We start from the raw sequence: 26,270 nt of genomic DNA on the forward strand, positions 1-26,270 counted from the left end.
GTCGTGATACGAGGATTCATTGAAACAGGGCATTGAACAGAAACCCGACCGCGAGGATGCCGCCGCCGACCACGCCGACGAACACCGCGATCAGCTTCATGGTGAGCACCTTGCGCAGGATGATCATCTCGGGCAGCGACAGCGCGATCACCGACATCATGAAGGCCAGTACGGTTCCCAGCGCGGCGCCCTTGCTGAGCAGCGCTTCGACCACCGGAATGATGCCGGCGGCGTTGGAATACATCGGAATGCCGATCAGCACCGCCGCCGGCACCGACCACCAGGCGCCGCGTCCCATGATCGACGCCAGCAGATCGGCGGGCGCATAGCCGTGGATCAGCGCGCCGGCGGCGATGCCGGCGATCACCCAGGGCCACACCTTTCCGACGATGTCGCGCACCGCGTCCAGCCCGGCCTTGATGCGGTCGATAGCGGAGAGCTCTTGCGTAGGTAACTCGACCGTGCCGGAGCGAAGATTGCGCACCCATTGTTCGAGCCAGCGTTCGAGATGCAGGCGGCCGATGATCCAGCCGCTGACGATCGCAACGCCGAGCCCGAACACCAAATAGGTCGCGGCGATCTTCCAGCCGACCAGCCCGAACAGCAGGCCGAGCGCCACCTCGTTGACCATCGGCGCCGCAATCAGGAACGAGAAGGTGACGCCGAGCGGCACCCCGGCGCTGACCATGCCGATGAACAGCGGCACGGCGGAGCACGAGCAGAACGGCGTGACGATGCCAAGGCCGGCCGCCATCACGTGGCCGACGCCCTCGCGCTTGCCGACCAGCAGCGCGCGGGTCTTCTCCGCCGAAAAGAAGCTGCGCACCACGCCCATGGCGAACACCACCAGCGCCAGCAGCATCAACACCTTCGGCGTATCGTAGACGAAGAAGCCGATAGCTTCGCCAAGGTGGCTGTTGGGATCGACCGGGGTCAAGCCGACCAGCCAAGTCGCCATCGCAGCGAGCTGACTGTAGAGCAGGCCCCAGAGCATCAGCGCCGCTGTGGTCGATGCGATCCATTTGCGCGTGGCGGGGCGGGGAGGCGGCGTCGTGCCGGCGAGGGAATCGAGGCTCATGCGACCTGCCTTTCGCGGGCGGTGGGCAGCGCCAGCGCGGCATCGACCAGCTTGATCAGTGCGCGGGGCAGATGCTGCGCGCGACGATAGCGCACCCATTGGGCGTCGCGGCGATCGACCACCAGGCCTGCGGCCTTCAACACCGCCATGTGGCGCGACATCCGCGACTGCGTGGCGCCGAGTCTTTGCATCAGCTCACAGACGCAATGCTCGCGTCCGTCCCACACCAGCCGCAAGGCTTGCAGCCTGGTCGGTTCCGCCAGCGCCGACAATACCGTGATCGCGTCCATCTGATATCCATCTTGGCGCATATGCGCATGAACGCATATAAAGCATTGCTGACGGAACGCAATAGCACTGCGGGCGCAGGGACGACGCGATATCGCCGAGCGGGGGGGGCGATGGAGATCCACGCTTCGGCCGCGACTTGCGCCACGGGCACGGTCGGGGCGGATTATTTGCTGCCGAACAATCTGGCGAGCAGTCCGGGCGGCCGCGGACCCAGCGAGGTCTTCAGACCGGCCTTGCGCCAGGCGACGATGCCGCCACTGAGCACATAGCCTTCGCCGATGCCCTGCAGCCTGGCGGCGAGCTTTGCGGCATACAGCCTGGTGCGGCCGCCGGAATGGCAGAAGAAGATCACCTTGCGGCCGCGGAACGGTTCGAGGTCGGCCTCGGCGAAGCGCGACAGCGGCACCGCAACCGCGCCCTCGATCTGCTCGCGGTCGATCTCGTGACGCTCGCGAACATCGAGTAGCGCGGCGCCGCCGGCGACCAGACGATCGGCCTCCTTGGCATCAATAGTTTTCAATTTCATGTCGCTCTCCTGTGATCCGGCACGTTGTGGCGGCGAACCGCGCCAAGTCAGCGGAATGTGGTCAGGTAGTGGCGTTCGAAGATCCGCTTCAGCCAGTGGAAGATCTTCAGCTTCGGTCCGACGAAGCTGAAGCGCTCGTTGCGGAACACCAGCATCCCCGCGTCCAGCGTATCGACGATGCACACCAATTCGGGTTTGAAGCGGTAGGACGGCTCGCCTCCGGCTTCGATCGCGGCGATGTTGGCGGCCACCGCGATGGCCTGAAGATCCGCCTGATGGGCCTGTTTGGGCATCCAGTCCGGCCCCGGAAACGACCCGGCGTCGCCGGCGACCCAGACGTTGGCCATCCCCTCGACGCGGCACATCGCGTCGGCCTTGACCATGCCGCCGGCGGATAGCGGCAGGCCTGAATCCGCCAGCCATGCCGGCCCGGTGAGCCCGGGCATGAACAGGATCAGGTCGGCATCGATCTCGTCGCTTTCCGTCACCACCTTGCGTGGTTCGAAGCGCAGGATCTTGCGGCCGAGCTTAGTGGCGATGCCGCGGCGCTTCATCTCTGCCAGCAGGCCATCGACGGCGCGCTCGCCGAGCCGCGCACCGGGCCGCACGGCAGGGCTGAAAAACACGATCTGGAAGCCGGGACGCCGGCCGCGCTTCCGTAACAGCGTGTCGATGATGAACAAGAATTCGAACATCGGGCCGCCGCGCATCGCGCCGGGCTCTTCCGGATTGCTGGCGAAGCCCACCGCGATGCTGCCGCCCTTCAACGCATCGAGCCGTCTGGCGATGTCCTCGCCCGCGGCGATGCCGTCGCATGGGATCAAGGCGTGCTCGATCCCGGGCAGTTTGCGGATGAACTTGCCGCCGCTCGCCACGATCAAGTGGTCGTTGCTGAATTCGCCACGGTCGGTGACCACCGTACGGCCGTTGTCTCTCAACCCAGTGACCGAAGCCTGAACGAAATCGATCCGATACTTCCGGAAGAAATGCGCCAATGGAACCTTGAGCCGGTCGCCGCTGCGCAACCGCGCCGGGATCCAGATCACGCTGGGCAGAAAGTGCAAATCCTGCCGCGGCGAGATCATCGTGATGCTGACGTCGACCTTGCGCCGGCGCAATTGTCGCGCCGCGGTCAGCGCGGCGAAACCCGAGCCGATGATGGTGATGTTTGTCATGCGACCACGCCTCCGTTATCGGTCCGTTCCGACCAATGAGACGACTGATCCCACGGCGGCGGCGCGTCGTCTGTGACGATGTCACTGCACCAGCCGTCCGCAATGAGGTAGATCAGCCTGGCGTTTGCCGACCGGAGCAGACCGCGGCATGCTGCCGCACAGCGAACAGAGATGAGAATTGTCATGACGTCGGACGAATTCGATCGCTGGGAAACCAGATTTTCCAATCCGGATTTCGTGTTCGGCACCGCGCCGAATGCGTTCCTGGCCTCGTGCCGCGATATCTTGCCGGCCCAAGGACGCGCGCTGGCGATCGCCGATGGCGAAGGCCGCAACGGGGTGTTTCTGGCGCAATGCGGATTGTCAGTGCTGTCGGTGGATTTCTCGCCGGCCGCACAACGCAAGGCGCAGAGCCTCGCCGCAGCAAACGGCGTGTCGATCGAGGTGCTGACCGCCGATATCCTGAGCTGGGATTGGCCGTCGGGCTTCGACGTCGTCGCCGGGATTTTCTTTCAGTTCGTCGATCCGGAGCAGCGCCGCTTGGTGTTCGCGAAGATCCGCGCGGCGCTCAATCCCGGCGGGCTGTTGCTGCTGCACGGCTATCGACCGAAGCAACTGGACTACAAGACCGGCGGGCCAAGCCGGGCTGAAAACCTCTACACCCGAGAAATCCTCGAACAGGCGTTCGGCGATTTCGACCGCCTGTGCATCAGCGAGCATGACAGCGTGATCAACGAGGGCGCAGGCCACCATGGCCTCTCGGCGCTGATCGACCTGATCGGGCGCAAGCCGGGCTGAGCGGCGGCAACGGATCTCAACTTGTTGTCGCAAGCGTCTGGCGCGCGGCAGTCGGCTCCTCCCAACTTGGTTGTCCAGCCGTGAACTTCAAATGCCACGCTGAGGAGCAGCTTGCGGCTTGAGCAGATTTTCCTCAGCCTCCGGCGGCCGGCCTTGGGATGAGCGCTCACAGATCTCACTGGTTTCGTTACGCAGGTCGCCCTCGGCGGGCGTAGACGGACTTCGCTCCTCGTCGGCGGCAGATTTGCCGACCGCGTGCCGAGATCGAACGTCGTCGCCGTCGGCATCGACAACCGGTTCGCCTTTCGCCGCCGCGGCAGCGGATTCCGTAAGCGCGATCCCGCCGCTCAGCAGCGCATCTTTGACAAGGCGCAACAGCGCTGAATTGATCTTGGCCGGCGAATAGGTCGCGCTGGCGAACCAGTAATACACCCGCAGGTTGATGGTCGTGGCGCCGAGCTCCTCGACGAGCACCAGCGGCTCCGGCGTGCGCAGCACGGCGGGATGTTGCGCGAGCACCTCCGCGATCAGCGTCTGCGCCTTGCTGGTGGAGGCGGCGTAGCTGATTCCTATGGCGAAGGTCGCGCGCCGGCTCGGCGTGCTGCTGTAATTGGTGATCGTGCTCTTGAACACGATGGCATTCGGGATCTGGACGTAGTTGCCGGCCAGCGTCAGCAGCACCGTGCTCCGCGCATTGAGATTTTGCACGATCCCGGTGTTGCCGGCGACTTCGATCAGGTCGCCGGTGCTGAAGGGGTTGCGGACGCTGAGCAGGATGCTGGCGAGAAAATTTTCGGCGATCTCGCGAAACGCGAAACCGACGATGATGCCGAACAGCCCGGTGCCGCCGAGCACCGTGATGGCGAGGCGCGTCAGGCCGGCGACCTGGAGCACGAAATACACCCCGAGCAGAAACACCGGAATCGAAAACGCCTGGACAATCACGGCGCGCAGCAGCGATGACGTCACCCGCCGCGCGACGAAGCGGTTCGCCAGAAATCCGACCAGACGCGCCACCAGCCAGGTGACGAGGATGATGACGACGGCGAGCAGGATCCACGGCCAAGCTTGCTCTGCCTGCCGATACAGCCTGACGAACTCGTCGCCGGCGCGTCCGAAGGTCGATCCGACGTCGGCCTCGACGGCGATCCGGTTGACCACCGCGACGGTGCCCTGGGTATTCTGCGCCAGGGTGCCGGCCCAACGCCGGTGTTCCTGGGTTTGCGTCTTGCCGTCGATGAAGACCACGCCGTCCCGCACCGCGACCTTGGGCCCATCAAACCAGTTGGTGGACTGCAGGATGCGTTCGATGCGGTTGGCGATCGCACGATCGCCGGCGGTCGGATCGACCTCGACGGACTTGGAGACGGCGTTGTCCTCAGACCCACCGGGCGGCGGCGGCGTTTGGGCGGAAGCGGGGGGCGCGCAGACGGCAAACAAGATCAGTAGGCCCGCCAGCGGCGAAACTGCCCGGGACGCCATCATCCTGAGCCGACCGCAGCCGCCGATTCCGCTCGCGAAAAATCTCACCGCGTGGCGCAACGGCGAAGGAATCATCAAGGTCCTTTGGTACGCGAGACATGAGATGCTTCCGAAGCCAACCGAGTTGCCAACGTATGGTTCCAGGCTGCCGGGCCCGCCTCCGAGTAACCGGAGCGAAGCACCGTTTCTCACAAGGAGCCTGTCGATCGCTCTCGTCGAGCGGCTCAGCGCAACGGCAGCTTTGGTTCGCCAACGCCAAGTCTTTGCACGAACCAGCCGAGGCTGAGGCCTTGCACGATGATGGTGAACACGGCCACCGTGTAGGTGGCCGCGGTCAGGGCCGGCTTGAATTCGTTGGCTGCGATCGCGAGCACGAGCGCCACCGAAATGCCGCCACGCACGCCGCCCCAGGTCAGGATCGCCACGGTACCGTGCTCGAATTTGTAACCCAGCCGAAGCAGCCCGACGGGGGCCGCAACCGAGACCAACCGTGCGACCATCACGATTGGAATCGCCGCGAGCGCCAGCGGCGCCAGCGCGAGATTGAATCCGAGTACCAGAACCTCGATTCCGATCAGCAGAAACAGCACTGAATTCAACATCTCGTCGATCAGGGTCCAGAAGCCGAACAAATAACGCCGGGTTTGGTCGCTCATTGCCAGTTCCGCGCCGCGGTTGCCGATCAGCACGCCGGAGACGACGACGGCGATCGGACCGCTGAGGTGTAGTCGCAGCGCCAGCGCGTAGGTCCCGGTCGCCAATGCAATCGAGATCAGCACCTCGATGGGATAATCGTCCAACGCCCGCATCGCGCGATAGGCGATATAGCCGGTGGCAAAGCCGAGCAGCGCGCCGCCGCCGGCCTCGAGCGCAAACATCTGGGCGAATTGTAATGCTGCGAATTCGTGGCTCGCGGTGGTCGCGGCCGTCAGCAGCAGGGTGAACAGCACCACGCCGACGCCGTCGTTGAACAGCGCCTCACCGGAGATGTCCATTTCCAGAGTTTCCGGGATCTTGATCGTCTTGAGCGTCGATAGCACGGCGATCGGATCGGTCGGGCTGATCAGCGCACCAAACACCAGCGCCCAGGTGAACGGCATCGGCACGTTGAAAAGCTCGGCGGCGTACCAGAATCCGATGCCGATCAGCGCTGTGGAAATGAATACGCCGACCGTGGCCATCGTTGCGACGATCCATTTGCGGTTGCGTAGCCGCGACAGATCGATCTGCAACGCGCCGGCGAACAACAGGAAACCGAGCATGCCGTTGAGCAGCGTATCGGAGAAGTCGATGCGGCGCAGCAGGTCCGAAATGTTGTGGAAGATCGGTGCGCGCGGAAACATCAGTTCGCAGCCGACCAGCACCAGCGAGGCGATGAGCGCCATCATCAGGAGGCCGATCTGATTCGGCAGGCCCAATACGACGTGATTAAGCCAGGCGAACGCGGCTGTGAGCACCAGCAGGACGGTAAAGATCTCGAACAGCGAAAGCATCAACGCTCCGGCAGACGTGACGACGAGCACTCAAGCCTGGCGCCACGGGGTGACACCGAATCGATCTGCAGAACGAGGTCGTCTCCGCTAGGCCGGTTCGCTGCAATCACCAGTGTACCGGGTTACGGATCAAAAAGCCAAACGGGCATCACGCTCCGGAATCCAAGGCTGCAATCCCCTTGGTGCGAGGCCGGCGTCGGGTGCGCCAATCGGCCGCAGAAAATGCTCTCGAAGGGAGCCATTGGATTCAAACCTGAGTGTTCAAACCTGGCTCACGAACTGCCCCCGATCGGGACCCACGAGCGTCACACCGCTTCGGTCGAGTCGAGGCCCCGTCCGGACGACGAAAGAGTCCGTCCGTTGCCGGACGGACTCTCTGTCTGCCGAGTCGTCTTGTCTGCTAAGTCGTCAATTACGGGCAGGGGTGTCGTTGGCCATCGTAGCCCAGATAGGTGCCGGAGCCGGGATCGTAGGATTTGAATCGTTGTGAACAATAGGCGTCCGCGTCGGCTCCGCGCGCCTGACTATTGGCGATCGCGCCGCCAATCAGAGCGCCCGCCGCGAGTCCCCCGACGACCCCCGGCCCATAACCACGCCGGTCGTAGCCACGCCGCCAGCCGCCATGTCGCGAGCCGCCGTGCCGGTTGTGCCAGCCGTGCCGATATTGGACGGTCTGCAACTCCATCGGTGCTTTCACCAAGCTCTGCGGCATCGTCGGTGCCGCGGTCGCAGGTTGCATCGAGAAACTCAGCGAACCGAGAATCAGTGCCATGGTCGGAAGTGATGTTGCAATTTTCATTGAAAGATCCTCTCTCGTTGACAGTAACGAGCAACGCGAGGCATTGCGTAGCGTTCCATGAATCGCCGCGAATTCGAGCGCTTGATGCGCGCCGCGAAACAGTCGGATCGCGGCGAGCGGCCCGTCCGCTCGTTTCGATGAAACAGATCTGACGCGCTGTATAGGACGCCGTCCGCAGCGATCCCGCAATATGCAACGTCACATCAGTGCCGAACATGCACGTTGCCTCAAGCGACCTCTGCCGAGAGGTTGCAACGCGAATGCGTGCATGACGACGCAGTGGCAACGTCGGCATCTCAGGCAGTTTGCCAGGGCATGGGGAAAACCACCTGACGTGGTCGGCTCGGTGGTGTAGAGAGACATTCCGCCCAGGAGGTTCCCGATGTCGTACCGATACAAGACAGCCGCGAGGTATCTTGGAGTTGGAGTGGCTTTGACGCTGTTACTCGGCGTCGCAATTGCCCCGTTTTCAAAGCGGCTGGTTGAACAGTGGTCGAGGAGCGACGTCGAGGCGCGATCGCGACTGGTCTACAATGCCATCCAGGACCAAGTCATGCGCGCAATGGCTGACAATGATAACGTGCAGCTTTCGGTTATCTTTGAAGCGATCGCGCTGGATCAACGGATCTTGGCGGTTGGACTCTGCAACGACGCGGGCCGGTTGACGGCGCCGACCAAACTGATGCCGGCGACGTTCTCGTGTGAAAAAGTCGCGCGGTCGGAAGCCGAGAGCTTCTCCAGCATCGCCAGCGACGGCCGCCGCATCTTGGTCAGCTCGTTTCCGATCGTCGATCGAAACCACAAATCCTATCTGGTCGTTCTTCATGATCTGAGCTTTATCGATCAACGTTCGAGCCAGGCGCAAGGGCTGATGATCGCCGGCTTGATCGGTATGACCATCGCCATCGCCGGCGGCGCGGCGCTGTTCGTGGTCATGATGCTTCGGGGCTGGATGCATTCGCTGCGACGCGCGATCGAGGACCTGCGATCGGGGGCGACATCGCCGACGGGAAGCGACCAAACCGCGATCGGCCTGCAGATCAAGAAGCTGCTCGGCGAGGTTGAGGTTGGGCAGAATTCAATTCGTTCGGCGCAGATCGATTGGTCGCCGGCAACGTTGCAGGAGTTGCTGCGCACCACGCTGCCCGGCGCCGAAGTGTTGATCGTCTCGAATCGCGAGCCCTACATCCACAACCACGTCAGCGGTGGAACGCACATCGCCGTCCAAATCCCGGCGAGCGGCCTCGTCTCGGCGCTGGAGCCGGTGATCCGGGCGTGCGGCGGCACCTGGATCGCGCATGGCAGCGGCGACGCCGACCGCGAAACCGTCGATCACGACGACCGGGTCAGGGTGCCGCCCGATCATCCAAGTTACACCTTGCGTCGGATCTGGATCTCCGACGAAGAGCAGGATGGTTTTTATTACGGGTTTTCCAACGAGGGGCTCTGGCCGCTGTGCCACATCGCCTTCATCAGACCGTCGTTTCGAGTATCGGATTGGGAACAGTACCAGGCGATCAATGAACGGTTCGCGATGGCTGTCGTCGAGGAGGCAAAGTCGGACGATCCGATCGTTCTGGTGCAGGACTATCACTTCGCGTTAGCGCCACAGATGATTCGCCGACGGTTGCCGAAGGCGACCATCGTCACCTTCTGGCATATCCCGTGGCCCAACGCCGAGACCTTCAGTATCTGTCCTTGGAAGGAGCAAATCATCGAGGGTCTGCTCGGGAGCACGATTCTCGGCTTTCACACCCAGTTTCACTGCAACAACTTCTTCGAAACGGTCGACCGGTTTGTCGAAAGCCGGATCGACCGCGAACATGCGACCGTCTCGCTCGGGGGCCACGAGACGATGGTGCGCGCCTATCCGATTTCGATCGAATGGCCGCCCGCGGCGTTGCAAGGCCAGCCCGCGATGGCGACTTGCCGCGAAGAGGTCAGGCAGTCGCTCAACATCGCTGCCGACATGAAGCTGGCGGTCGGCATCGAGCGCTTCGATTATACCAAGGGCATCCTGGATCGCATGAATGCCATCGACGATCTATTGTCGCGCTACCCGGAGTGGAAGGGGCGGCTGGTCTTTGTTCAGGTTGCCGCCCCGACCCGCAGCAAACTCGCCGCCTACAGCACGCTGCAAGCCGATGCGGTGTCGCTCGCCGAATCGATCAACCGTCGGCACGGCTCGGCTTCCTACACACCGATCCGGTTGTTGATCCGGCATCATGGGGCAGATGAGGTGTTCAAATTGTTCCGGGCGGCCGATGTCTGTATCGTGAGCAGTCTGCACGATGGCATGAACCTGGTCGCCAAGGAATTCGTTGCCGCCCGCGAAGATGAAAGTGGGGTGTTGTTGCTGTCGAGTTTCACCGGAGCGTCGCGGGAGTTGTCCGAGGCGTTGATCGTCAATCCCTACCACGTCCACGAGATGTCTGGCGCGCTTGATGCCGCGCTCCGAATGCCGCTGCTCGAGCAACAGGAGCGTATGCGGGTGATGCGACAGCAAATCAAGGAATGGAACGTCTATCGTTGGGCCGGCCGGATGCTGATCGACGCCGCCAACAAGAGGCGGCAGCAACGCATCATGAACCTCGCCAATCTCGGCCGGCTGCCATCGGCGGACGCTCTCCGCTAAATTGGAAGCGGCGTCGTTGCGCGTGTCCGAACGGCGCGGCGGCGGGCCGCGCGGCGCTGAGATCGCCGCCGCGTCGCGCCGAGCAGACGGCTCATCCTCCACTTTCACAGTCACATGCACGTCATGGCAGTGACGTCTGGAGCGGATTTGTTGCCGGTGCAGTCGCGAGTAGCAACCTGCCTGAGGTGGAACGCGTGGATCGCTGCGGGGTGGGAGCACGAGCCCTCGTAACGCAGATAGTGTCATCCGCGGCTATTTGACGCTCGACGTAGATTTCCATCGGTCGCTTCGGTTCAACGGTATTGCGATGATGTTTGCGCCGGAGGCGGAATCCATTTGAGAAGTCATCTATTAGCAAGCGATATTGCGCCGCACTATGATGGCAGATCGTCGCCGCAGCTCTGCGCGTCATTGGCAACCTAGACAAACGTAGCGGTTGACCGGGCGGGCGCGTACTTCCAACGATCAGTCGGACAAGAAGAAAAACATCTGAATGCCGCGTACCGACACCTTCGGTCGGCGGCGAACAGGTTGAAAATAATCCGTCGCAATGGGACGCCAAGGAGGAAACATGGTCGACAATAAGCTCATCATCACTCGCAGAACCGCGCTCAAGACCGGGCTTGCCGGCGCAGCCGCGCTGGCGACACCGACGTTCTTCATTCGCGACGCCTGGGCGGATGAATTCTGCAATATGCCGAAGGGCAAGGAAGTCACGTTCGGCTTCAACGTGCCGCAGTCCGGTGCGTATGCAGACGAAGGCATGGACGAACTCAAGGCCTACCAGCTAGCGGTCAAGCATCTCAATGGTGAGGGCGACGGCGGCATGCTCAAGACCATGAAGCCGCTGGCGCTGAAGGGCAACGGCGTGCTCGGCAAGAAGGTCGCCTACGTCTCCGGCGACACCCAGACCAAGGCGGACCAGGCGCGCGCCACCGCCAAGCGCATGATCGAGAAAGACGGCGCGATCATGATCACCGGCGGCTCGTCGTCTGCCGAGGCGGTCGCGGTGCAGTCGCTGTGTCAGGACGTCGGCGTGATCTTCATGGCCGGCCTGACCCATTCCAACGACACCACCGGCAAGGACAAGCGCGCCTACGGCTTCCGCCATTTCTTCAACGCCTACATGTCGGGCGTGGCACTCGGCCCGGTGCTCTCGGAAGCCTATGGCAAGGATCGCGCCGCTTATCATCTGACCGCCGACTACACCTGGGGCTGGACCCAAGAAGAGTCGATGAAGGACGCCACCGAGAAGCAGGGCTGGAAGACCGTCAAGGCCGTTCGCACGCCGCTCGGCGCAGCCGACTTCTCGCAATACATCACGCCGGTGCTGAATTCGGGCGCCGACGTGCTGATCTTGAACCACTACGGCAAGGACATGATCAATTCCTTGACCCAGGCGGTGCAGTTCGGTCTTCGCGACAAGATGGCAAACGGCAAGAAGTTCGAGATCGTCGTGCCGCTGTTCTCCGAACTGATGGCGCAGGGCGCCGGCGATGCGATCAAGGGCATCTACGGCACCGCGAACTGGGACTGGAAGCTGGAAGACCCGGCGACCAATGCCTTCACCAAGTCGTTCGGTGCGGCCTACGGCACGCCGCCGTCGCAGGCGGCGCAGACCTGCTACGTTCAGGCGATCCTCTACGCCGACGCCTGCGAGCGCGCCGGCAGCTTCAACCCGTCCGCCGTGATCAAGGCGCTGGAGGGCTTCGAGTTCGACGGCATGGGCAACGGCAAGACGCTGTACCGCGCCGCCGACCATCAGTGCTTCAAGGACGTGCTGGTCGTGCAGGGCAAGGACAAGCCCAAGGACAAGTTCGACCTGCTCGAGGTCCGGAAGATCGTGCCTGCATCGCAGGTCACCTACGATCCGAGCATCTTCGGCGGCGAACTCGGCTCCAAGGACGCCAAGAAGTGCGGATAATCTGACCTTGTCGGATTTTCCGCAGGCCATTCGTTAGGCCTCACTCCTATGACGGTCGGTTGCGTCCTTGCGGCGCAGCCGGCCGGCTGTGTCTTGCGGGCGTTGCCGTCGTCTCGACATCACCGCGCTCGTACGACCGATACTTCGTTCAGGGTGACGATCTCGTCGCCGGTGATTTCGTGGGCACGCGCCCCGCGCGTGGCTCGATGGGAGATTGACGACGCATGGACGCCATTTTTCTGCAGATCCTGAACGGCCTCGACAAAGGAGGGGCCTATGCGCTGATCGCGCTCGGGTTGACGCTCGCTTTCGGCACGCTCGGCGTGGTGAATTTCGCGCACGGCGCGCTGTTCATGCTCGGCGCGTTCTGCGCCGTGGTGTTCAACAAGCTGCTCACGCTGGAGATCATCCGTGTCGATCCGACCAAGTTGACCCCGTGGGGATCGCCGCTGGAGGTCAAGACGCCTTACGTGCAGGCGATGCTTGGCGACTGGGGAAAAATCTTCATCGACTACTCGGTGCCGATGTCGATCCTGATGGCGATCCCGGTGATGCTGCTGATCGGCATCATCATCGAGCGCGGCCTGATCCGGTTCTTCTACAAGCGCCCGCACGCGGACCAGATCCTCGTCACCTTCGGCCTCGCCATTGTGCTGCAAGAGATCGTCAAGCATTTCTTCGGTGCCAATCCGATCGCCCAATCCGCGCCGCAGATCTTCTCGGGCAGTCTGCAATTGACCGAGGCGATCGTCTATCCGTACTGGCGTATCGTCTATCTGGCGTTCTCGTTGGCGGTGATCGCGGCGGTGTTCGCCTTCCTGCAGCTCACCACCTTCGGCATGGTGGTGCGCGCCGGGATGCAGGACCGCGAGACCGTCGGTCTGCTCGGCATCAATATCGAGCGCCGCTTCACCATCGTGTTCGGGCTTGCGACGGTCGTCGCGGGGCTGGCCGGGGTGATGTACACGCCGATCGTGCCGCCTGATTACCATATGGGAATGGATTTTCTGGTGCTGTCATTCGTCGTCGTCGTGGTCGGCGGCATGGGATCACTGCCCGGCGCGGTGCTGGCCGGTTTCATGCTCGGAATTTTGCAGTCCTTCGCCTCGATGAACGAGGTCAAGAGCCTGGTGCCGGGCATCGACCAGATCATCATCTATCTGGTCGCCGTCGTGATCTTGCTGGTGCGCCCGCGCGGTTTGCTGGGGCGCAAAGGCGTGATGGAAAGCTGATCCGATGAAGCACACGTCGAAATTCGCCGATATCGCCCTCTTGATCGGCTTCGCAATCGTGGTGGCGCTCGGGCCGGTGATCTTCACCCCGATCGGCGCCGGCTATCCCGACCTGCTGCAGAAGTTCGCGATCTACGGCGTCTTCGCGATCGGCTTTAACATCCTGTTCGGTCTCACCGGCTATCTGTCGTTCGGCCACGCCGCGTTTCTCGGGGTCGGCTCCTACGCCGCGGTGTGGTCGTTCAAGCTGGTGTCGATGGACCTGTTGCCGGCGGTGGCGTTCTCGGTCGTCCTCGCGGGCGTGCTGGCGCTGGCGATCGGATTCATCAGCCTGCGGCGCTCCGGCATCTACTTCTCGATCCTGACGCTGGCGTTTGCGCAGATGTGCTACAACATGGCGTATTCGGTGCTGACGCCGATCACCAATGGCGAGACCGGATTGCGCGTGCTGCGTCAGGATCCACGCCATCTCGACGCCATGTTCGGTTACGTGTCGCCGACGCCGTCGCTGCTCGGCCTGCCGATCACCGGCTGGACCGGCTTCTACATTTGCGGCGCGGTGCTGGTCGCGGCGTTCGGCCTGTCGATCGCAATCTTCCGTTCGCCGTTCGGCATGACGCTGCGCGCCATCAAGTCGAACCAGAACCGAATGGGCTACACCGGCTATCATACGCGGCCGTATCTGCTGTCCGCCTTCGTGATCTCGGGCATGTTCGCCGGCCTGGCCGGCTCCTTGCTGGCGGCGACCGATCCGTTGGTCGGCGCCGAGCGCATGCAATGGACCGCCTCGGGCGAAGTGGTGCTGATGACGATTCTCGGCGGCGCCGGAACGCTGCTCGGCCCGGTGCTCGGCACCGGCCTGATCAAGTATTTCGAGAACATCTTCTCGGCCTACAACGAGCCGCAACTCACAGCCGTGTTTGCCTTCTTGCCGGACGGAGTCCGCGAGTTGGTGGTCAAGACGGCCGGGCTGTTCGTGGGCGAAGGCTGGCAGCTCACGTTGGGCCTGTTGTTCATGGCGGTGGTGATCTTCCTGCCCGGCGGCATCATGGAAGGCATCAACCGGCTGCTCGGCTTCAAGCATACGCCGAGGGTCAAGTCGCTCGGCGACTCGCCGCAGCGCGATGCCCTCGGTGAGAGCGTGATCGAGGAGATGCCGTCGAGCCACGGCGCGGCGGCGGCGGAAAAGAAGGTCGCCGAGCACGAGACTGCCGAGAAGAAGAGGGCCGTTGCGCCATGACTGCGACCAACAATATCGTCCTGCACATCGATCACGTGCACAAGAGCTTCGCGGGCTTGCACGCGCTAGCCGATGTAAATCTGGACATCCGCGAGGGCGAAACCCACGCCATCATCGGGCCGAACGGCGCCGGAAAGTCGACGCTGCTCAACGTCTGCGTCGGCGTGCTGCCGCCAACCCAGGGCAAGGTGATGTTCCACGGCACCGAGCTGACCGGACTCCAGCCTTACGAGATCAACCAGCTCGGCGTGGCGCGGGTGTTCCAGACCCCGGAGATCTTCGGCGATCTCACCGTACTCGAGAACGTGATGATGGCGATGCTGTCGCATCGCGACGGCGCGTTCCGGCTGAAGCTGGTGTCGCGCTTCGACGAGCAGGGCGAAATCGGTCAGCGCGCCATCCAGGCGCTGCGCGAGCGCGGGCTTGGCGAGCATCTGTATCATCTCGGCGGCGCGCTGTCGCGCGGCGACAAGCGGCGGCTCGAGATGGTGATCGGGCTGGTGCAGAAGCCGAAATTGCTGTTGCTCGACGAGCCGACCGCCGGCATGGCGCGCGCCGACACCAACGCCACCATCGGGATCCTGCGGCAGATCAAGCAGTCGGGGATGACCATCGTGATCATCGAGCACGACATGCACGTGGTGTTCTCGCTCGCCGACCGCATCACCGTGCTGGCCGGCGGACGGGTGATAGCGCAGGGCGTTCCCGACGAGATCAAGGGCAATCCGAAGGTGATCGAAGCCTATCTTGGCGAGGAGCAGGTATGAGCACGAAGACCGTCGAACGCGCCCGCGCGGACCACGCCGAGGCCGCGCCGTTCTTTTCTTGCCGAGGCCTCAACGCCTATTACGGCGACAGCTACATCGTGCAGAACGTCTCGTTCTCGCTCAACAAGGGTGAGATCCTGGCGCTGCTCGGCCGCAACGGCGCCGGCAAGACCTCGACGTTGCGGGCGATCGCCCGCGCCTCGACACCGGAGCTGCATTCCGGCGAAGTCGTCCTCGACGGCATCAAGCTGCACGGCAAGCCGAACTACTATGCGGCAGAGGCGGGCGTGCAACTCGTCCAGGAGGATCGCCGCATCATTCCCGGCATGACGGTAGAGCAGAACCTGCAGCTGGCGGTGATCTCCGGCAGTGTCGGCTGGCCGTTCGAGCGGATCTACGCGCTGTTTCCGCGGCTCGCCGAACGGCGCAAACAGGAAGGCGTGACGATGTCGGGCGGCGAGCAGCAAATGCTGGCGATCGCCCGCGCGCTGGCGCGCGATCTCAAATTACTGCTGCTGGACGAGCCCTACGAAGGCCTCGCCCCGGTGGTGCGTCAAGACATCGCCAAAGCGCTCAGGGAAGTGCGTGCCGCCGGCATCACCAGCATCATCGTCGAGCAGAACGCGGTGGCGGCGCTCGAATTGTCGGATCGTGCGGTGATACTCGATACCGGTGAGGTCGCGTTCGACGGCACCGCCCGCGATGTGCTCGACAGCGAGGAACTGCGTCACAAATTTCTGGCGATTTGAGGCCGAGTCGCGGTCTGCCGCAGGTGTCGGCGCAACCGTTCAGCCGAAGTCGAGACGACAACGGCGTCACGGCAAGTCGTGCGACCGTAGCCCGCGATGCTGAGCGGGCAGGGTCCGGTCGGTGTGCTCGGGAAGCGGTGGTCGATCCCCGCTCGCCGACGGGCATCCACGCGCCGGCTTCGTCACAGACTGGCGATCACCATGAGCAACGCGATGCCGGCGGTCGAGACGAGGGCAAATACAGCGTCGGGCTTGCGGAAAGCGGAGTCGTCCTGCATCGGCCACAGACGACCGTCGAAACCGCGGCAGCGCATCGCCGCGGTGATGCGTTCGGCGCGCTCGATCGAGCGGACCATCAGCATGCCGAACAGCCAGCCGATGCTGCGCCAGGTGTGGCGGTCGCTGCGCAGCCGAAACGCGCGCGCCTTCATCGCGGTGCGCAGCCGCTGGTATTCACGGTGCAGCACGTCGAGATAGCGAATGGTGAACGCATAGAGATGCACCAGCTTGTGCGGCGCTCCCAGCCGCGCTAGCGCGCGGCCGAGCAGCACGCTGTCCATGCTGCCGAGCAGAGCCAACATGGCGATCACGACGGCGTTTCCCTTCAGCAGGATCAGCACTGCGCGCTCGACACCCGACCAACTCGCCGACATCCCGCCGACCGAGAGCCACGGCTCCCCGGGGACGGTTAAGGGGAGCGAAATCAGCGCCATCACCATGAAGCCGTCGAGCGTCGCCAGCTTGTGCAACGTCGCTTGTAGCGGGAGTCGCGCCGCGATGCCGAGCGCGGCGGCGAGGCCGAGCGCAACCGCCGCTGCGGCGGGCGCGTTCAGGACGACAACGACCAAGGCGAACACGATTGCGGCGAGCAGCCGCGTGCGCGGATCGAGACAATCGATCGGACCTGCATCGGCTGCGAGGTCGAGAGGCGCGTCGCAGATGCAAGCGTCGCCTGCGACGACCGTGTTGGCATCGAGCACGCTCATTGTGCCGCTTCCTTCTCGCCATCGGCGAGGCGTCGGCGCAGCTTGTGGCCCGACCGTGACGCGAAGCCATAGGCCAGCCCGCCCAGCCCAATGATGTAGCCGATGCCGCCCAGCACGTCGTGCCAACGCACGACTTCCTGGTAGCTGTCGAGTTGTTCGCGCAGCGGCCGGATTTGTCGCGCCACGCTCTGCTCGACCAACGCGGCCAGATCAGGAACGGGGGCCGCCGTCGCGACGGCAACCGCTGGCGGCATGGTGGCGCTTGGCGTCGGTGCGGTGGCGTTTCCCGCGGTCAGGTCGCCGGGCAGGCTCTCCGGCAATTCGGCCGCCTTGATGGTGAAGCCTGCCTCGTGGCCGTCGCCACCATCCGCAGCGATACGGTAATCGACCCGGCGCTGGGCTTCGAAGTGGAATCCACCTTGCGGGTCGGTTCGCCCTTGGAACACGGTCGCCCCATCGGGCGCGGTGGCGGTGATCTGGGCATCCTGCGCCCGTCCGCCGGGACTGAAATAGACATAGCCTGATACGATGGCGCCCTCCACCGTCGCGAACAGCTTCATCTTATGGGCAAGCGCCTGGTTTGCAGGGCCGAGCAGCGCCGCAGCCAACGCCAGCGAGAAGACGACCATCCTCATGACGCGATCTCCTCGGCAAGGCAGGCGGGCGTGCGATCCAGGAATTCCGGTTTGACGCGCAGCAGCAGACCGATGGCGGCGGCGGTGAAGAATCCTTCGATGATCATCACCGGGACGTGGGCGACCAGCACCAGCTTGGCGGCCGGGACGAATTCGCGTCCGCTCAGCGCCAGCACCAGCGCCACTGACAATGCGGTCAACAGCACGCCCAACACGCCGGCGGCTCCGGCGGCCGGCACCGCCCAGCGCTCGCCGGCATGGGCGCGCACGGCGTCGAACAGCAAGCCGCACAGCACCGCGGGGACCGCCATGTTCATCACGTTGACGCCGAGCACCACCAAGCCACCGAAACCGAACATCACGGCCTGTAGCAATAGCGCGATCAGAATCGCCGGAAATGCCGCCCAACCGAGCGCCACGCCGACCAGTCCGTTGAGGATCAAATGGACGCTCGAGGGGCCGACCGGGAAATGCACCAGCGAGGCGACGAAGAACACCGCCGACAGCACCGCGACCTGCGGGATGCGCTCGGCATCCAGCCGCTTCAGCCCGTAAGCACAACCCGCAGCCGCCACAGCGGCACCGACGGCGAGCACCGGGAGGGAGAGAACGCCGTCGGGAATGTGGGCCATTTGCGCGTTCCGCTGCCGATCACTTCATATCGACGGCCTTGACCCAAATGGTCCCGCCGATCTCGACGCGGGCCGGCTTGCCGTCCGGCCCTTTGATCGGCTTGTCGGCATCGGTCAGCGCGTTGAAGGCCCACCAGCCCGCGCGCGGCATCGCATAGGCAAACACGCCCTGCGCATCGGTCTTGACCACCTGGGTGATGAACGGATCAGCCGGCGCCTTGACCGAGCCGTCGTTGACCCATTCGATTTCAACGTCGGCGAAGGCGAGCGGCTTGCCGTTCTTCTTCACCACACCGCGGAACAGGTTGCCGGTCCAGACGCCGTAGGGACGGGTCAGCGGTTGAATCTCGATCGGAAAGCCGACCAGTGCATCCCAGTCTTCGCCAGATCCGAAATCGACCACCGCCTTGGCGTAATGCAGAATGTACTTCTTCTCTGCCGGCTCCCAGAACGGTGCGGGCTCGATATAGAACACATAGTCGCCGGGCTCGGTGAAGCGGTAGGTCGATCCGAATGCGGCCTTGCCGTTGACGTCCTTCTTGGTCAAGGCGCCGCGTAGGTCGGTCTTTTTGCCCTTGGTCAGAACGCCGAACTGCGCCGGTTGCCCCATGTCCATGGTGGGGCCGCGCTCCATCGGATGGGTGAACACGATGTCGAGCGCCACGGTGCGCTCGCCTTCCACGGCCACGATGTCGGCCGAGGGAATGATCTCCTGGAAATGCGCAGCAGCGCTGCGGGCGCCGAGCGCCAGCCCGATCACAGCCGCGGTGGAAAGAAATTTCCCCAATTTATTCATGGTGGTGCAACTCTCATGCGACGTTACGACGTTTTCGTAATTCTTCATACTCGGCGTCGGTTTTAAGCGCAATGGGCCGCTTAGCGCCTCTTCGTGTTTTCGCTTGCGGTGGTGCCTTAGGTTTTCGGGCTGGTATGGAAGTGCGGAGCGGGCTTGGCTGTCTCGTCGCCGTGGTCATGATGATGACCGCGATGGCCATGAGTATGCGACGTCACCGTCACATCGACGGGGACCACATTGACCCGGCCGTGACGAACACCGGTTTGTGCCATCAGGGCGTCGGCGAGTTCGCGCACCGCGATCGTCGGTCCCTCCATCATCGACACTTCCAGACAGCTGTCGTGGTCGAGATGAACGTGCATGGTCGAGCGGATCAGGTCGTGGTGGGCGTGCTGGATCTCAGCGATCCGCCGCGCCAGTTCGCGTTCGTGGTGGTTGTAGACATAGCTGAGGCAGGCCACGCACAGCGGGGCGTTGTTTTCCGACAGCCGGTCTTCCTGCAGCCGGTCGCGCAACACGTCGCGCACCGCCTCGGATCGGTTCATATAGCCCTTGCGGCGAATGAACCCGTCGAACTGCTCCAGCAGATCGTCGTCGAGCGAAACCGTTACCCGTTCCATGTGTCGCCACCGGTAAGATGAAAATGTGACCAGGATCTAGCACAGGCAGACAAATCCGGCATGTCTGATTTGCCTGCCGCCGAAACGTCGCGTCAACCCGTTGCGGCTGGTGCGCAGGCTTCATGACGAACCGAGCGGCTTCGACCTGGCCTGGTGGCCACGGCCCAACGTCCAACGGGAAGATCTGGAAATCACACGAAGCGCTCGAACTACTCGGAAGAGTCGTGAGCGAGGTTAGAGCGATTATAATCTGAATAAATTAGAATGACTCCAGGTCGCGCAATCTCGTTGACGCGCATTTTATCCTCGATTACTTCCGCAGCCTGCGCATGCGTCGCAATAGCGTGATCGCGCCGGTCGAGGGCCATGCAAACCATCCTCACAGCTATCGGCTCAGCGATCCGGGCGGCCATCGGGGCTGCCGCGCAATCGAGCCATCTGATTGCGCAAGTGCGCTCGGCCTTTCGGTTAGAGCTGGCGGTGATCGGTCAGCGACTGGGCGTTCGCGAGCCGATGCAATGCCCTGACGCCGGCATGCCGTTTGTTGAAACGTTCGATCGGCTGCAAACGCGCGAGGATCTCTGATGCTGGTGCCGTTTCTCATCATGCTGCGCGAAGGCGTCGAGGCGGCGCTGATCGTCGGGATCGTTGCCGGCTATCTGCGCCAGACCGGGCGCGGTGCCGCGATGCATCTGGTGTGGATCGGGGTCGCGGCGGCTGTGCTGCTGAGCCTAGCGTTGGGGATCGCGCTGGAATCGATGTCGGCGGAATTGCCGCAGAAGTTGCAGGAACTGTTCGAGGCCGGCGTCGGGATCTTCGCGGTGGTTGTGCTCACCGCGATGGTGTTCTGGATGCGGCGGGCGGCGCGCTCGATCAAGACGGAGCTGCACAACAGTATCGACCATGCGCTGGCGGGCGACGGCCGGCAAAGCCTGGCGCTGGTGGCGCTGGCGTTCTTCGCAGTGGCCCGCGAAGGTCTGGAATCTGTGCTGTTCCTGCTCGCCGCGTTTCAGCAGCGCGACGAGGTCGGCATCGAGGCGTTGGCCGGCGCGCTGTTGGGTCTCGCCGCCGCGGTCGGGATCGGCGTGGCGATCTATCGCGGCGGTCGCCGGCTCAACCTCGCGCGGTTCTTCCGCTGGACCGGCGTGCTGATCCTGTTCGTCGCAGCCGGCCTGCTCGCAGGGTCGGTACGCTCGCTGCACGAGGCGGGGATCTGGAACGGCCTGCAGACGACCGCCTTCAATTGGTCGGAGGTGCTGCCGACAGACGGCGTGCTCGGCACGCTGCTGTCCGGGCTGTTCGGCTATCACGATACGCCCGCGATCGGCGAGGTGCTGGCTTACTTGGTCTTCCTGATCCCCACGCTGGTGCTGTTTCTGCGCGGTGAATCCAGGCCGGTCGTGCCGCTGGCCGCGCAGGCAGACGCGCCTTCGTCGCAACCGATTTCGAGGTGAGATGATGTCGTTGAAGCCGATCCCCGAACCGAAGCATCTGGCTGGATCGCTTGGCATGGTGCTCGCCCTGTTGATCGTTGCGACGCCAAGCCTCGCGGCCGAGGCGCCATTCGGCCCGGTCGCCGTCGTGGTCACCGCCAAGGCCTGTGAGCCCAACGAGCTCAAGGTGCCGGCGGGCCTCGTCACCTTTCAGATCACCAACCGCTCCAGCCGCGCGCTGGAATGGGAGATCCTGAAGGGCGTCATGGTGATCGACGAGCGCGAGAACATCGCGCCGGGCTTTCGCCAGAAGATGACCACGCGGCTCGAGCCCGGCGAATATGAAATCACCTGCGGGCTGCTCGACAATCCGCGCGGACGGCTGATCGTGGTCAATGCCGCCGGCACCACCGCCGCCAATGTGCAGAAGCCCAGCGCGACCGAGCTGATCGGCCCGGTCGCGGAGTATCGGGTGTGGCTGGCGGGCGAATTGAGTGCTCTCGATGCGGCGGCGCGGTCATTCGGTGTGGCCGTCTCGGCGGGCGATGTTGCCGCCGCCAAGGCGCGCTGGCGCGAGGTTCGTGCCGGAGTCCTGCGGGTCGCGCCGATTGAGCCGTTGATCGCGGCCGAGGCGAAGGCGGTCGATGTCGATCTCACCGCACTGGGGGCCGCGATCTTCGACCGCAACACCATCGAGGGACTGGCGCAGCCGGCGACGACGCTGATCACCGACGTCGAGGCTTTCCGCCGCGCGGCGCGCGCGCTGACGCCGACCCCGGAGCGCTTGATCGCCGGCGCCATCAGCGTGGCGAAGACGCTTGCGGACCGTCTCGGCGAAGCGGCGCCACAACGGCCGCTGGATCTTGCCGAGGCCGAGGCTCGCCTGCGCGGCGCGATCCGCGTCGTCGAGCTGTTCGGCCCGCTGACGGAGCGCGCCGACAGCGCCGCCGCAGCCGAGCTGAGGGCCGCTGCCGCGGGCTTGCGTGAGGCGTTGGCCAAGGCGGGCAGGGCAGCCGGCGTCGAAACCCGCCCGGCGGGCGACGACGATCGCCGCGTCGTGGCTGCGGCCGCCGACAGTTTCGCCCGCAGCAGCGCGCGATTGCCCGCGATCCTGGGGCTGTGATGAGGATAATGCCATGAAAGCTCACGATCAAGACGCGGCCGGCTCATCAAGCGACGCGCCGGCGTCGCCGCAACGCCGCGGCCTGCTGCTCGGATTGGCTGCGGGCAGCCTCGGTCTGATGCCGTCGGCTGCGCCGGCGGCCGTTACTACACCCGCCGCGGTGTCATCGCTGGTGATCCCGTTTCACGGTCCGCATCAGGCCGGGATCACAACGCCGCAACCCTATGCCGGCCTCGTCGCCGCGTTCGATGTGCTCGCGGAGAACCGCGAGGAGTTGCGCCAGCTCTTCATCACACTGACGACCCGCGCGGAATTTCTCATGCATGGCGGCACGCCGCCCGAGCTCGACGAGGCGCTGCCGCCGGCCGACAGCGGCGTGTTGGGGCCCACCATCAAACCCGAACACCTCACCATGACGGTCGCGGTCGGCGCTTCGTTGTTCGACGGCCGGTTCGGCCTCGCACCGCTGAAGCCGAAGCAGCTCGCCGAGATGGAGGACTTTCCCAACGACGCGCTCGACGCCGAGCTGTGCCACGGCGACCTGATGATCCAGTTCTGCGCCGAGACCCCCGAAGAGGTGATTCATGCGCTGCGCGACATCGTCAAGGCGACGCCGGACCTGCTCGCGATCAAGTGGAAGCAGGAGGGCTTCGCCGCCACCCATGGCGCGCGCAGTGGGCCGATCGGCACCGGACGCAATCTGCTCGGCTTCAAGGACGGCACCGCCAACGCCGACATCCGCGACGATGCGATGATGAACGCCTACGTCTGGGTGCAGCCGGATGCCGGCGAGCCGGCCTGGAGCGTCGGCGGCAGCTATCAGGTGGTGCGGCTGGTGCGCAATTTCGTCGAGCGCTGGGATCGCACGCCGCTCAGCGAGCAGGAGGCGATCTTCGGACGCGCGCGCAATTCCGGCGCGCCGCTCGGCAAGGCCGACGAATTCGACGAGCCCGGCTACCCAGCCGACCCGAACGGCGAGAAGATCCCGCTGACCTCGCATATCCGCCTCGCCAACCCGCGGACTCCGGAAGCAACGGCGCGACTGATCCGGCGCGGCTTCAACTATTCCAACGGCGTCAGCAAATCGGGCCAGCTCGACATGGGCCTGTTGTTCGTCTCGTTCCAATCGGATCTGGCGCAGGGCTTCATCGCCACGCAGAACCGGCTGAACGGCGAGCCGCTCGAGGAATACATCAAGCCGTTCGGCGGCGGTTATTACTTCGTGCTTCCGGGCGTTGCCGCGCCGGGCGGTCATCTCGGCCAAGGCCTGTTCGCCGACGCCGCATCCCTTCCCACTCCCTCGCAACAGGCGCCCGCAAAAGCGCCCTCGAACAAAGGCTGACACTATGAAGCGACTGAAGCTGCCGTTGATCATGATCGCCAGTGTCGCCGTCGCGACGCTGGCTCACGCCGCAACGAAAATCGCGCCGGGTGAATTGGTCACGCCGATCTCCGAGTACAAGATCTGGGTCGGCGAGGAGGTCGAGGCGCTGGTCAGCACGTCGAAGGCCTTCACCGACGCGGTCCGCGCCGGCGATCTTGCCAAGGCGCAGGCGCTGTATGCGCCGGCGCGGGTGCACTACGAGCGGATCGAACCGATCGCCGAACTGTTCTCCGATCTCGACAAGGCGATCGACGTCCGCGCCGACGACTTTGCCAAGAAGGAAGCCGATCCGAAATTCACCGGCTTTCACCGCATCGAATACGGCCTGTTCGCCAAGAAGTCGGTCGACGGCCTGGCGCCGCTGGCCGACAAGCTGGATGCCGACATCAAGGAGTTGCAGAGCCGCATCAAGGGGCTGACCGTGCCGCCGGAGAAGGTGGTTGGCGGCGCCGCGGTGCTGCTGGAAGAAGTCGCGAAGACCAAGATTTCCGGCGAAGAAGACCGCTACAGCCGCACCGATCTGTGGGATTTCAACTCGAATGTCGAGGGCGCAAAGAAGATCCACGATCTGCTGCGGCCGCTCACAGAGAAGGCCAATCCCAAGCTGGTGACGCGGATCGACGCCAATTTCGTCAAGGTCGAAACCGTGCTGGCCAAATACGCGGTGCCGGGCGGTGGCTACAAGAGCTACGACGAATTGACCAAGAAGGACCGCAATACGGTGCGCGGTCCGGTGACCGCGCTGGCCGAGGATCTCTCCAGGCTGCGGGGCGAACTCGGTCTGAAGTAGCATTTGGCGATCGCAGGCGCGCAGCGGCGCCTGCGGTCGAAACCAAAGCGATGGCATCGCGGCTTGGGGGCGGATCAGCCCCCGGGCTGCGCCAAGGCGCGGCTTGACATACTCCCGGCAATTCAATCGGCCATCGCGACGGTCATGCGCGTCATCGCTGGAGGCGGATCGTCGTCGATGCCGAGCGCATGATCCCGAAAAGTGGATGCCGGTTTTCGCAAAAGATCATGCTCAATCAAAAAGCTAGAGCAGAATGATCCGACGCTTTCCATCCCGGGCCATGTAATGGCCGGAGGCGATCGGCGCCTAGGCGCTCTCGCAGTGCCGCAAGCCGTGACGAAAGCCTGATCAAGGTCACGGCGGACCCGATCCCATGTAAGGGCAGAGTGCTGGATCTTTTCAATGAGGAGCGGCGCGAATCCGCTGATCCGATTCAGGATCGGATCGACCGGCCGCGTTGTGCCGGCTGTTGCCTCGGATGGATGCAGGTACCGTCAGTGGACCATCCAGTAGGACCATTTACAGCAGTCTTCTTACTTGATACGCATCACCCGTGGTTCTCGCCCGGCGGTGCCGGACGAGATAATAGGGAACACGGTGCACCGCGTCCGCGCGGTTATTCCGAGGCTGCCCCCGCAACTGTAAGCGGCGAATCTCGCCGACGAACACCACTGGCCCGCAACGGCTGGGAAGGTTCGGCGAGATGATGACCCGTGAGCCAGGAGACCTGCCACACCCGTTCGCACCTGCGAGCGGCTCGTTCGTCTGACGCCGGGGTGAGCGTTGTGCAACACCACGGACTGACTCCGCCCGTGTGAGCACTGGGTCCTCGCGCGTCTCCTTATGGAACCGCAGCCGCAATTCGGCTCGCGTTGGGAGACCCGATCTTGAAACTCTTCAAATCAACCTTAGCCGCCGGTGTGTTCGCCTGCTTCGCGGCGGCACCCGCCGAATCCCACTTCCAGCTGATCTATACGCCCGAAGTGAATCTGGAGAAGCCGGCGGAGATCCCGCTGTTGCTGGTGTTCTGGCATCCGTTCGAAAATGGCCACGTCATGGACATGGCCAAGCCGGAGCAGTTCTTCGTCGTCAACAAGGACAAGAAGACCGACCTGCTGGGCAAACTTTCGCCTACCACCTTCAAGGGCGCGGAGAATTCCGCCGCCGCCTTCGAGAGCAAATTCGCCGCCAAGGGCCTCGGCGACTACGTATTCGGTCTGGTGCCCGCGCCATACCTGGAAAAGTCCGAGGACAAGTACATCCAGCAGGTCACCAAGGCCTTCGTGAACCAGGGCGGCGCGCCGACCGACTGGGACAAGCCGCTGGGACTCCCCACCGAGATCGTGCCGCTCAACAAGCCGACCGCGATCGTCGTCGGCTCGACCTTCTCCGGCCGCGTGCTGTCCAAAGGCAAGCCGGTTGCCGACGCCGAGATCGAGATCGAATACATCGCAGCCGAGCCGGACCTAACGACTCGCACCGCCGGCAAGCCGAGCGTCACGCCGCCGCCCGGCGGCACGCTGATCGCCAAGACCGACGCCAACGGCCTCTTCACCTTCGGCATTCCCAAGGCGGGCTTCTGGGGCTTCGCCGCGCTCGGTGTCGGACCGTCGAAGAAATTCGACGGCAAGGAACTGTCGCAGGACGCGGTGATCTGGATCCGCGCCAACGACCTCAAGTGA

At 63.9% G+C, this 26,270-nt stretch carries 25 protein-coding genes and 1 riboswitch; of the genes, 13 read left to right on the top strand and 12 right to left on the bottom strand.

Annotated elements, in window-relative coordinates; all coding sequences use genetic code 11:
* Positions 1 to 16: 16 nt before the first annotated feature.
* From RPC_RS09700 to RPC_RS09715, 4 genes are all read right to left on the bottom strand, one after another.
* Complete coding sequence (locus RPC_RS09700; protein ID WP_011472396.1) at positions 17 to 1,078, bottom strand: permease; 1,062 nt, start codon at positions 1,076 to 1,078, stop codon at positions 17 to 19.
* Positions 1,075 to 1,368, bottom strand: a complete 294-nt coding sequence (locus tag RPC_RS09705; RefSeq protein WP_011472397.1) for an ArsR/SmtB family transcription factor — start codon at positions 1,366 to 1,368, stop codon at positions 1,075 to 1,077. The genes RPC_RS09700 and RPC_RS09705 overlap by 4 nt, the downstream gene beginning before the upstream one ends.
* A 164-nt stretch (positions 1,369 to 1,532) precedes the next feature.
* Positions 1,533 to 1,895: a rhodanese-like domain-containing protein gene (locus RPC_RS09710; RefSeq protein ID WP_011472398.1), complete on the bottom strand. Its 363-nt coding sequence runs from the start codon at positions 1,893 to 1,895 to the stop codon at positions 1,533 to 1,535.
* A gap of 47 nt (positions 1,896 to 1,942) precedes the next feature.
* Positions 1,943 to 3,070: an NAD(P)/FAD-dependent oxidoreductase gene (locus RPC_RS09715; RefSeq protein WP_011472399.1), complete on the bottom strand. Its 1,128-nt coding sequence runs from the start codon at positions 3,068 to 3,070 to the stop codon at positions 1,943 to 1,945.
* Between the two features lie 183 nt (positions 3,071 to 3,253).
* Here RPC_RS09715 and RPC_RS09720 point away from each other — a divergent pair, with 183 nt between their 5' ends.
* Positions 3,254 to 3,868, top strand: coding sequence for an SAM-dependent methyltransferase (locus tag RPC_RS09720; RefSeq protein WP_041801617.1), 615 nt, complete (start codon positions 3,254 to 3,256; stop codon positions 3,866 to 3,868).
* An 87-nt stretch (positions 3,869 to 3,955) separates the two neighbouring features.
* Here RPC_RS09720 and RPC_RS09725 read toward each other — a convergent pair whose 3' ends face one another.
* The 3 genes from RPC_RS09725 to RPC_RS09735 all read right to left on the bottom strand — a co-directional run bounded on the left by RPC_RS09725 (position 3,956) and on the right by RPC_RS09735 (position 7,642).
* Positions 3,956 to 5,350 carry a mechanosensitive ion channel domain-containing protein gene (locus RPC_RS09725; RefSeq protein ID WP_167532065.1) on the bottom strand — a complete coding sequence of 465 codons (1,395 nt, stop codon included), beginning with the start codon at positions 5,348 to 5,350 and terminating at the stop codon, positions 3,956 to 3,958.
* 224 nt (positions 5,351 to 5,574) lie between these two features.
* Complete coding sequence (locus RPC_RS09730; RefSeq protein ID WP_011472402.1) at positions 5,575 to 6,843, bottom strand: cation:proton antiporter; 1,269 nt, start codon at positions 6,841 to 6,843, stop codon at positions 5,575 to 5,577.
* Positions 6,844 to 7,255: 412 nt separating this feature from the next.
* The gene (locus tag RPC_RS09735; protein WP_011472403.1) at positions 7,256 to 7,642 is read right to left on the bottom strand and encodes a BA14K family protein; all 387 of its coding nucleotides are present in this window, start codon (positions 7,640 to 7,642) and stop codon (positions 7,256 to 7,258) included.
* 382 nt (positions 7,643 to 8,024) lie between these two features.
* Here RPC_RS09735 and RPC_RS09740 point away from each other — a divergent pair, with 382 nt between their 5' ends.
* The 6 genes from RPC_RS09740 (at position 8,025) to RPC_RS09765 (ending at position 16,189) form a co-directional block, all read left to right on the top strand.
* A complete protein-coding gene (locus tag RPC_RS09740; protein WP_011472404.1) occupies positions 8,025 to 10,277 on the top strand; it encodes an alpha,alpha-trehalose-phosphate synthase (UDP-forming) in 2,253 nt (750 codons plus the stop codon).
* 571 nt (positions 10,278 to 10,848) lie between these two features.
* The gene (locus RPC_RS09745; protein ID WP_011472405.1) at positions 10,849 to 12,201 is read left to right on the top strand and encodes a substrate-binding protein; all 1,353 of its coding nucleotides are present in this window, start codon (positions 10,849 to 10,851) and stop codon (positions 12,199 to 12,201) included.
* 224 nt (positions 12,202 to 12,425) lie between these two features.
* Positions 12,426 to 13,433 carry a branched-chain amino acid ABC transporter permease gene (locus tag RPC_RS09750; protein ID WP_011472406.1) on the top strand — a complete coding sequence of 336 codons (1,008 nt, stop codon included), beginning with the start codon at positions 12,426 to 12,428 and terminating at the stop codon, positions 13,431 to 13,433.
* A 4-nt stretch (positions 13,434 to 13,437) separates the two neighbouring features.
* Positions 13,438 to 14,673 (top strand): branched-chain amino acid ABC transporter permease, encoded by a 1,236-nt coding sequence (locus RPC_RS09755; protein WP_011472407.1) that lies wholly within the window; start codon positions 13,438 to 13,440, stop codon positions 14,671 to 14,673.
* Positions 14,670 to 15,440, top strand: coding sequence for an ABC transporter ATP-binding protein (locus RPC_RS09760; protein ID WP_011472408.1), 771 nt, complete (start codon positions 14,670 to 14,672; stop codon positions 15,438 to 15,440). The genes RPC_RS09755 and RPC_RS09760 overlap by 4 nt, the downstream gene beginning before the upstream one ends.
* The gene (locus RPC_RS09765; protein WP_011472409.1) at positions 15,437 to 16,189 is read left to right on the top strand and encodes an ABC transporter ATP-binding protein; all 753 of its coding nucleotides are present in this window, start codon (positions 15,437 to 15,439) and stop codon (positions 16,187 to 16,189) included. Before RPC_RS09760 ends, RPC_RS09765 begins: the two co-directional genes overlap by 4 nt.
* Positions 16,190 to 16,371: 182 nt before the next feature.
* On the opposite strand, the gene cbiQ is transcribed toward RPC_RS09765, so the two are convergent.
* From cbiQ to nikR, 5 genes are all read right to left on the bottom strand, one after another.
* Complete coding sequence (cbiQ, locus tag RPC_RS09770; protein WP_011472410.1) at positions 16,372 to 17,175, bottom strand: cobalt ECF transporter T component CbiQ; 804 nt, start codon at positions 17,173 to 17,175, stop codon at positions 16,372 to 16,374.
* On the bottom strand, positions 17,172 to 17,804 hold the full coding sequence (locus tag RPC_RS09775; protein WP_415914819.1) for a carboxypeptidase regulatory-like domain-containing protein: 633 nt from the start codon (positions 17,802 to 17,804) through the stop codon (positions 17,172 to 17,174). The genes cbiQ and RPC_RS09775 overlap by 4 nt, the downstream gene beginning before the upstream one ends.
* Positions 17,805 to 17,806: 2 nt before the next feature.
* Positions 17,807 to 18,442 carry a cobalt transporter CbiM gene (gene cbiM / locus RPC_RS09780; RefSeq protein WP_011472412.1) on the bottom strand — a complete coding sequence of 212 codons (636 nt, stop codon included), beginning with the start codon at positions 18,440 to 18,442 and terminating at the stop codon, positions 17,807 to 17,809.
* 19 nt (positions 18,443 to 18,461) lie between these two features.
* A complete protein-coding gene (locus tag RPC_RS09785; RefSeq protein ID WP_041802662.1) occupies positions 18,462 to 19,238 on the bottom strand; it encodes a DUF4198 domain-containing protein in 777 nt (258 codons plus the stop codon).
* A gap of 116 nt (positions 19,239 to 19,354) precedes the next feature.
* The gene (nikR, locus tag RPC_RS09790) at positions 19,355 to 19,858 is read right to left on the bottom strand and encodes a nickel-responsive transcriptional regulator NikR (RefSeq protein ID WP_011472414.1); all 504 of its coding nucleotides are present in this window, start codon (positions 19,856 to 19,858) and stop codon (positions 19,355 to 19,357) included.
* A 366-nt stretch (positions 19,859 to 20,224) separates the two neighbouring features.
* Here nikR and RPC_RS26110 point away from each other — a divergent pair, with 366 nt between their 5' ends.
* The 6 genes from RPC_RS26110 (at position 20,225) to RPC_RS09820 (ending at position 26,270) form a co-directional block, all read left to right on the top strand.
* Positions 20,225 to 20,443, top strand: a complete 219-nt coding sequence (locus tag RPC_RS26110; protein ID WP_157043167.1) for a hypothetical protein — start codon at positions 20,225 to 20,227, stop codon at positions 20,441 to 20,443.
* Positions 20,443 to 21,312: an iron uptake transporter permease EfeU gene (gene efeU / locus RPC_RS09800; protein ID WP_011472415.1), complete on the top strand. Its 870-nt coding sequence runs from the start codon at positions 20,443 to 20,445 to the stop codon at positions 21,310 to 21,312. Before RPC_RS26110 ends, efeU begins: the two co-directional genes overlap by 1 nt.
* A gap of 1 nt (position 21,313) precedes the next feature.
* Positions 21,314 to 22,414 (top strand): cupredoxin domain-containing protein, encoded by a 1,101-nt coding sequence (locus tag RPC_RS09805; RefSeq protein ID WP_049766083.1) that lies wholly within the window; start codon positions 21,314 to 21,316, stop codon positions 22,412 to 22,414.
* A gap of 13 nt (positions 22,415 to 22,427) precedes the next feature.
* A complete protein-coding gene (efeB, locus tag RPC_RS09810; RefSeq protein ID WP_011472417.1) occupies positions 22,428 to 23,756 on the top strand; it encodes an iron uptake transporter deferrochelatase/peroxidase subunit in 1,329 nt (442 codons plus the stop codon).
* A 4-nt stretch (positions 23,757 to 23,760) separates the two neighbouring features.
* Positions 23,761 to 24,588 carry an iron uptake system protein EfeO gene (efeO, locus tag RPC_RS09815; RefSeq protein ID WP_011472418.1) on the top strand — a complete coding sequence of 276 codons (828 nt, stop codon included), beginning with the start codon at positions 23,761 to 23,763 and terminating at the stop codon, positions 24,586 to 24,588.
* Positions 24,589 to 25,125: 537 nt separating this feature from the next.
* Positions 25,126 to 25,338: riboswitch (cobalamin riboswitch) on the top strand.
* 137 nt (positions 25,339 to 25,475) lie between these two features.
* Positions 25,476 to 26,270, top strand: coding sequence for a DUF4198 domain-containing protein (locus tag RPC_RS09820; RefSeq protein ID WP_011472419.1), 795 nt, complete (start codon positions 25,476 to 25,478; stop codon positions 26,268 to 26,270).

This window comes from Rhodopseudomonas palustris BisB18 (genome assembly GCF_000013745.1).
In the GTDB taxonomy this organism is placed as follows: Bacteria; Pseudomonadota; Alphaproteobacteria; order Rhizobiales; family Xanthobacteraceae; genus Rhodopseudomonas_A; species Rhodopseudomonas_A palustris_F.

Excerpts from the sequence above, each read along its gene's own strand:
- RPC_RS09700 (WP_011472396.1), bottom strand. The coding sequence starts at position 1,078 with ATGAGCCTCGATTCCCTCGCCGGCACGACGCCGCCTCCCCGCCCCGCC.
- RPC_RS09705 (WP_011472397.1), bottom strand. The coding sequence starts at position 1,368 with ATGGACGCGATCACGGTATTGTCGGCGCTGGCGGAACCGACCAGGCTG.
- RPC_RS09710 (WP_011472398.1), bottom strand. The coding sequence starts at position 1,895 with ATGAAATTGAAAACTATTGATGCCAAGGAGGCCGATCGTCTGGTCGCC.
- RPC_RS09715 (WP_011472399.1), bottom strand. The coding sequence starts at position 3,070 with ATGACAAACATCACCATCATCGGCTCGGGTTTCGCCGCGCTGACCGCG.
- RPC_RS09720 (WP_041801617.1), top strand. The coding sequence starts at position 3,254 with ATGACGTCGGACGAATTCGATCGCTGGGAAACCAGATTTTCCAATCCG.
- RPC_RS09725 (WP_167532065.1), bottom strand. The coding sequence starts at position 5,350 with ATGGCGTCCCGGGCAGTTTCGCCGCTGGCGGGCCTACTGATCTTGTTT.
- RPC_RS09730 (WP_011472402.1), bottom strand. The coding sequence starts at position 6,843 with ATGCTTTCGCTGTTCGAGATCTTTACCGTCCTGCTGGTGCTCACAGCC.
- RPC_RS09735 (WP_011472403.1), bottom strand. The coding sequence starts at position 7,642 with ATGAAAATTGCAACATCACTTCCGACCATGGCACTGATTCTCGGTTCG.
- RPC_RS09740 (WP_011472404.1), top strand. The coding sequence starts at position 8,025 with ATGTCGTACCGATACAAGACAGCCGCGAGGTATCTTGGAGTTGGAGTG.
- RPC_RS09745 (WP_011472405.1), top strand. The coding sequence starts at position 10,849 with ATGGTCGACAATAAGCTCATCATCACTCGCAGAACCGCGCTCAAGACC.
- RPC_RS09750 (WP_011472406.1), top strand. The coding sequence starts at position 12,426 with ATGGACGCCATTTTTCTGCAGATCCTGAACGGCCTCGACAAAGGAGGG.
- RPC_RS09755 (WP_011472407.1), top strand. The coding sequence starts at position 13,438 with ATGAAGCACACGTCGAAATTCGCCGATATCGCCCTCTTGATCGGCTTC.
- RPC_RS09760 (WP_011472408.1), top strand. The coding sequence starts at position 14,670 with ATGACTGCGACCAACAATATCGTCCTGCACATCGATCACGTGCACAAG.
- RPC_RS09765 (WP_011472409.1), top strand. The coding sequence starts at position 15,437 with ATGAGCACGAAGACCGTCGAACGCGCCCGCGCGGACCACGCCGAGGCC.
- cbiQ (WP_011472410.1), bottom strand. The coding sequence starts at position 17,175 with ATGAGCGTGCTCGATGCCAACACGGTCGTCGCAGGCGACGCTTGCATC.
- RPC_RS09775 (WP_415914819.1), bottom strand. The coding sequence starts at position 17,804 with ATGGTCGTCTTCTCGCTGGCGTTGGCTGCGGCGCTGCTCGGCCCTGCA.
- cbiM (WP_011472412.1), bottom strand. The coding sequence starts at position 18,442 with ATGGCCCACATTCCCGACGGCGTTCTCTCCCTCCCGGTGCTCGCCGTC.
- RPC_RS09785 (WP_041802662.1), bottom strand. The coding sequence starts at position 19,238 with ATGAATAAATTGGGGAAATTTCTTTCCACCGCGGCTGTGATCGGGCTG.
- nikR (WP_011472414.1), bottom strand. The coding sequence starts at position 19,858 with ATGGAACGGGTAACGGTTTCGCTCGACGACGATCTGCTGGAGCAGTTC.
- RPC_RS26110 (WP_157043167.1), top strand. The coding sequence starts at position 20,225 with ATGCAAACCATCCTCACAGCTATCGGCTCAGCGATCCGGGCGGCCATC.
- efeU (WP_011472415.1), top strand. The coding sequence starts at position 20,443 with ATGCTGGTGCCGTTTCTCATCATGCTGCGCGAAGGCGTCGAGGCGGCG.
- RPC_RS09805 (WP_049766083.1), top strand. The coding sequence starts at position 21,314 with ATGATGTCGTTGAAGCCGATCCCCGAACCGAAGCATCTGGCTGGATCG.
- efeB (WP_011472417.1), top strand. The coding sequence starts at position 22,428 with ATGAAAGCTCACGATCAAGACGCGGCCGGCTCATCAAGCGACGCGCCG.
- efeO (WP_011472418.1), top strand. The coding sequence starts at position 23,761 with ATGAAGCGACTGAAGCTGCCGTTGATCATGATCGCCAGTGTCGCCGTC.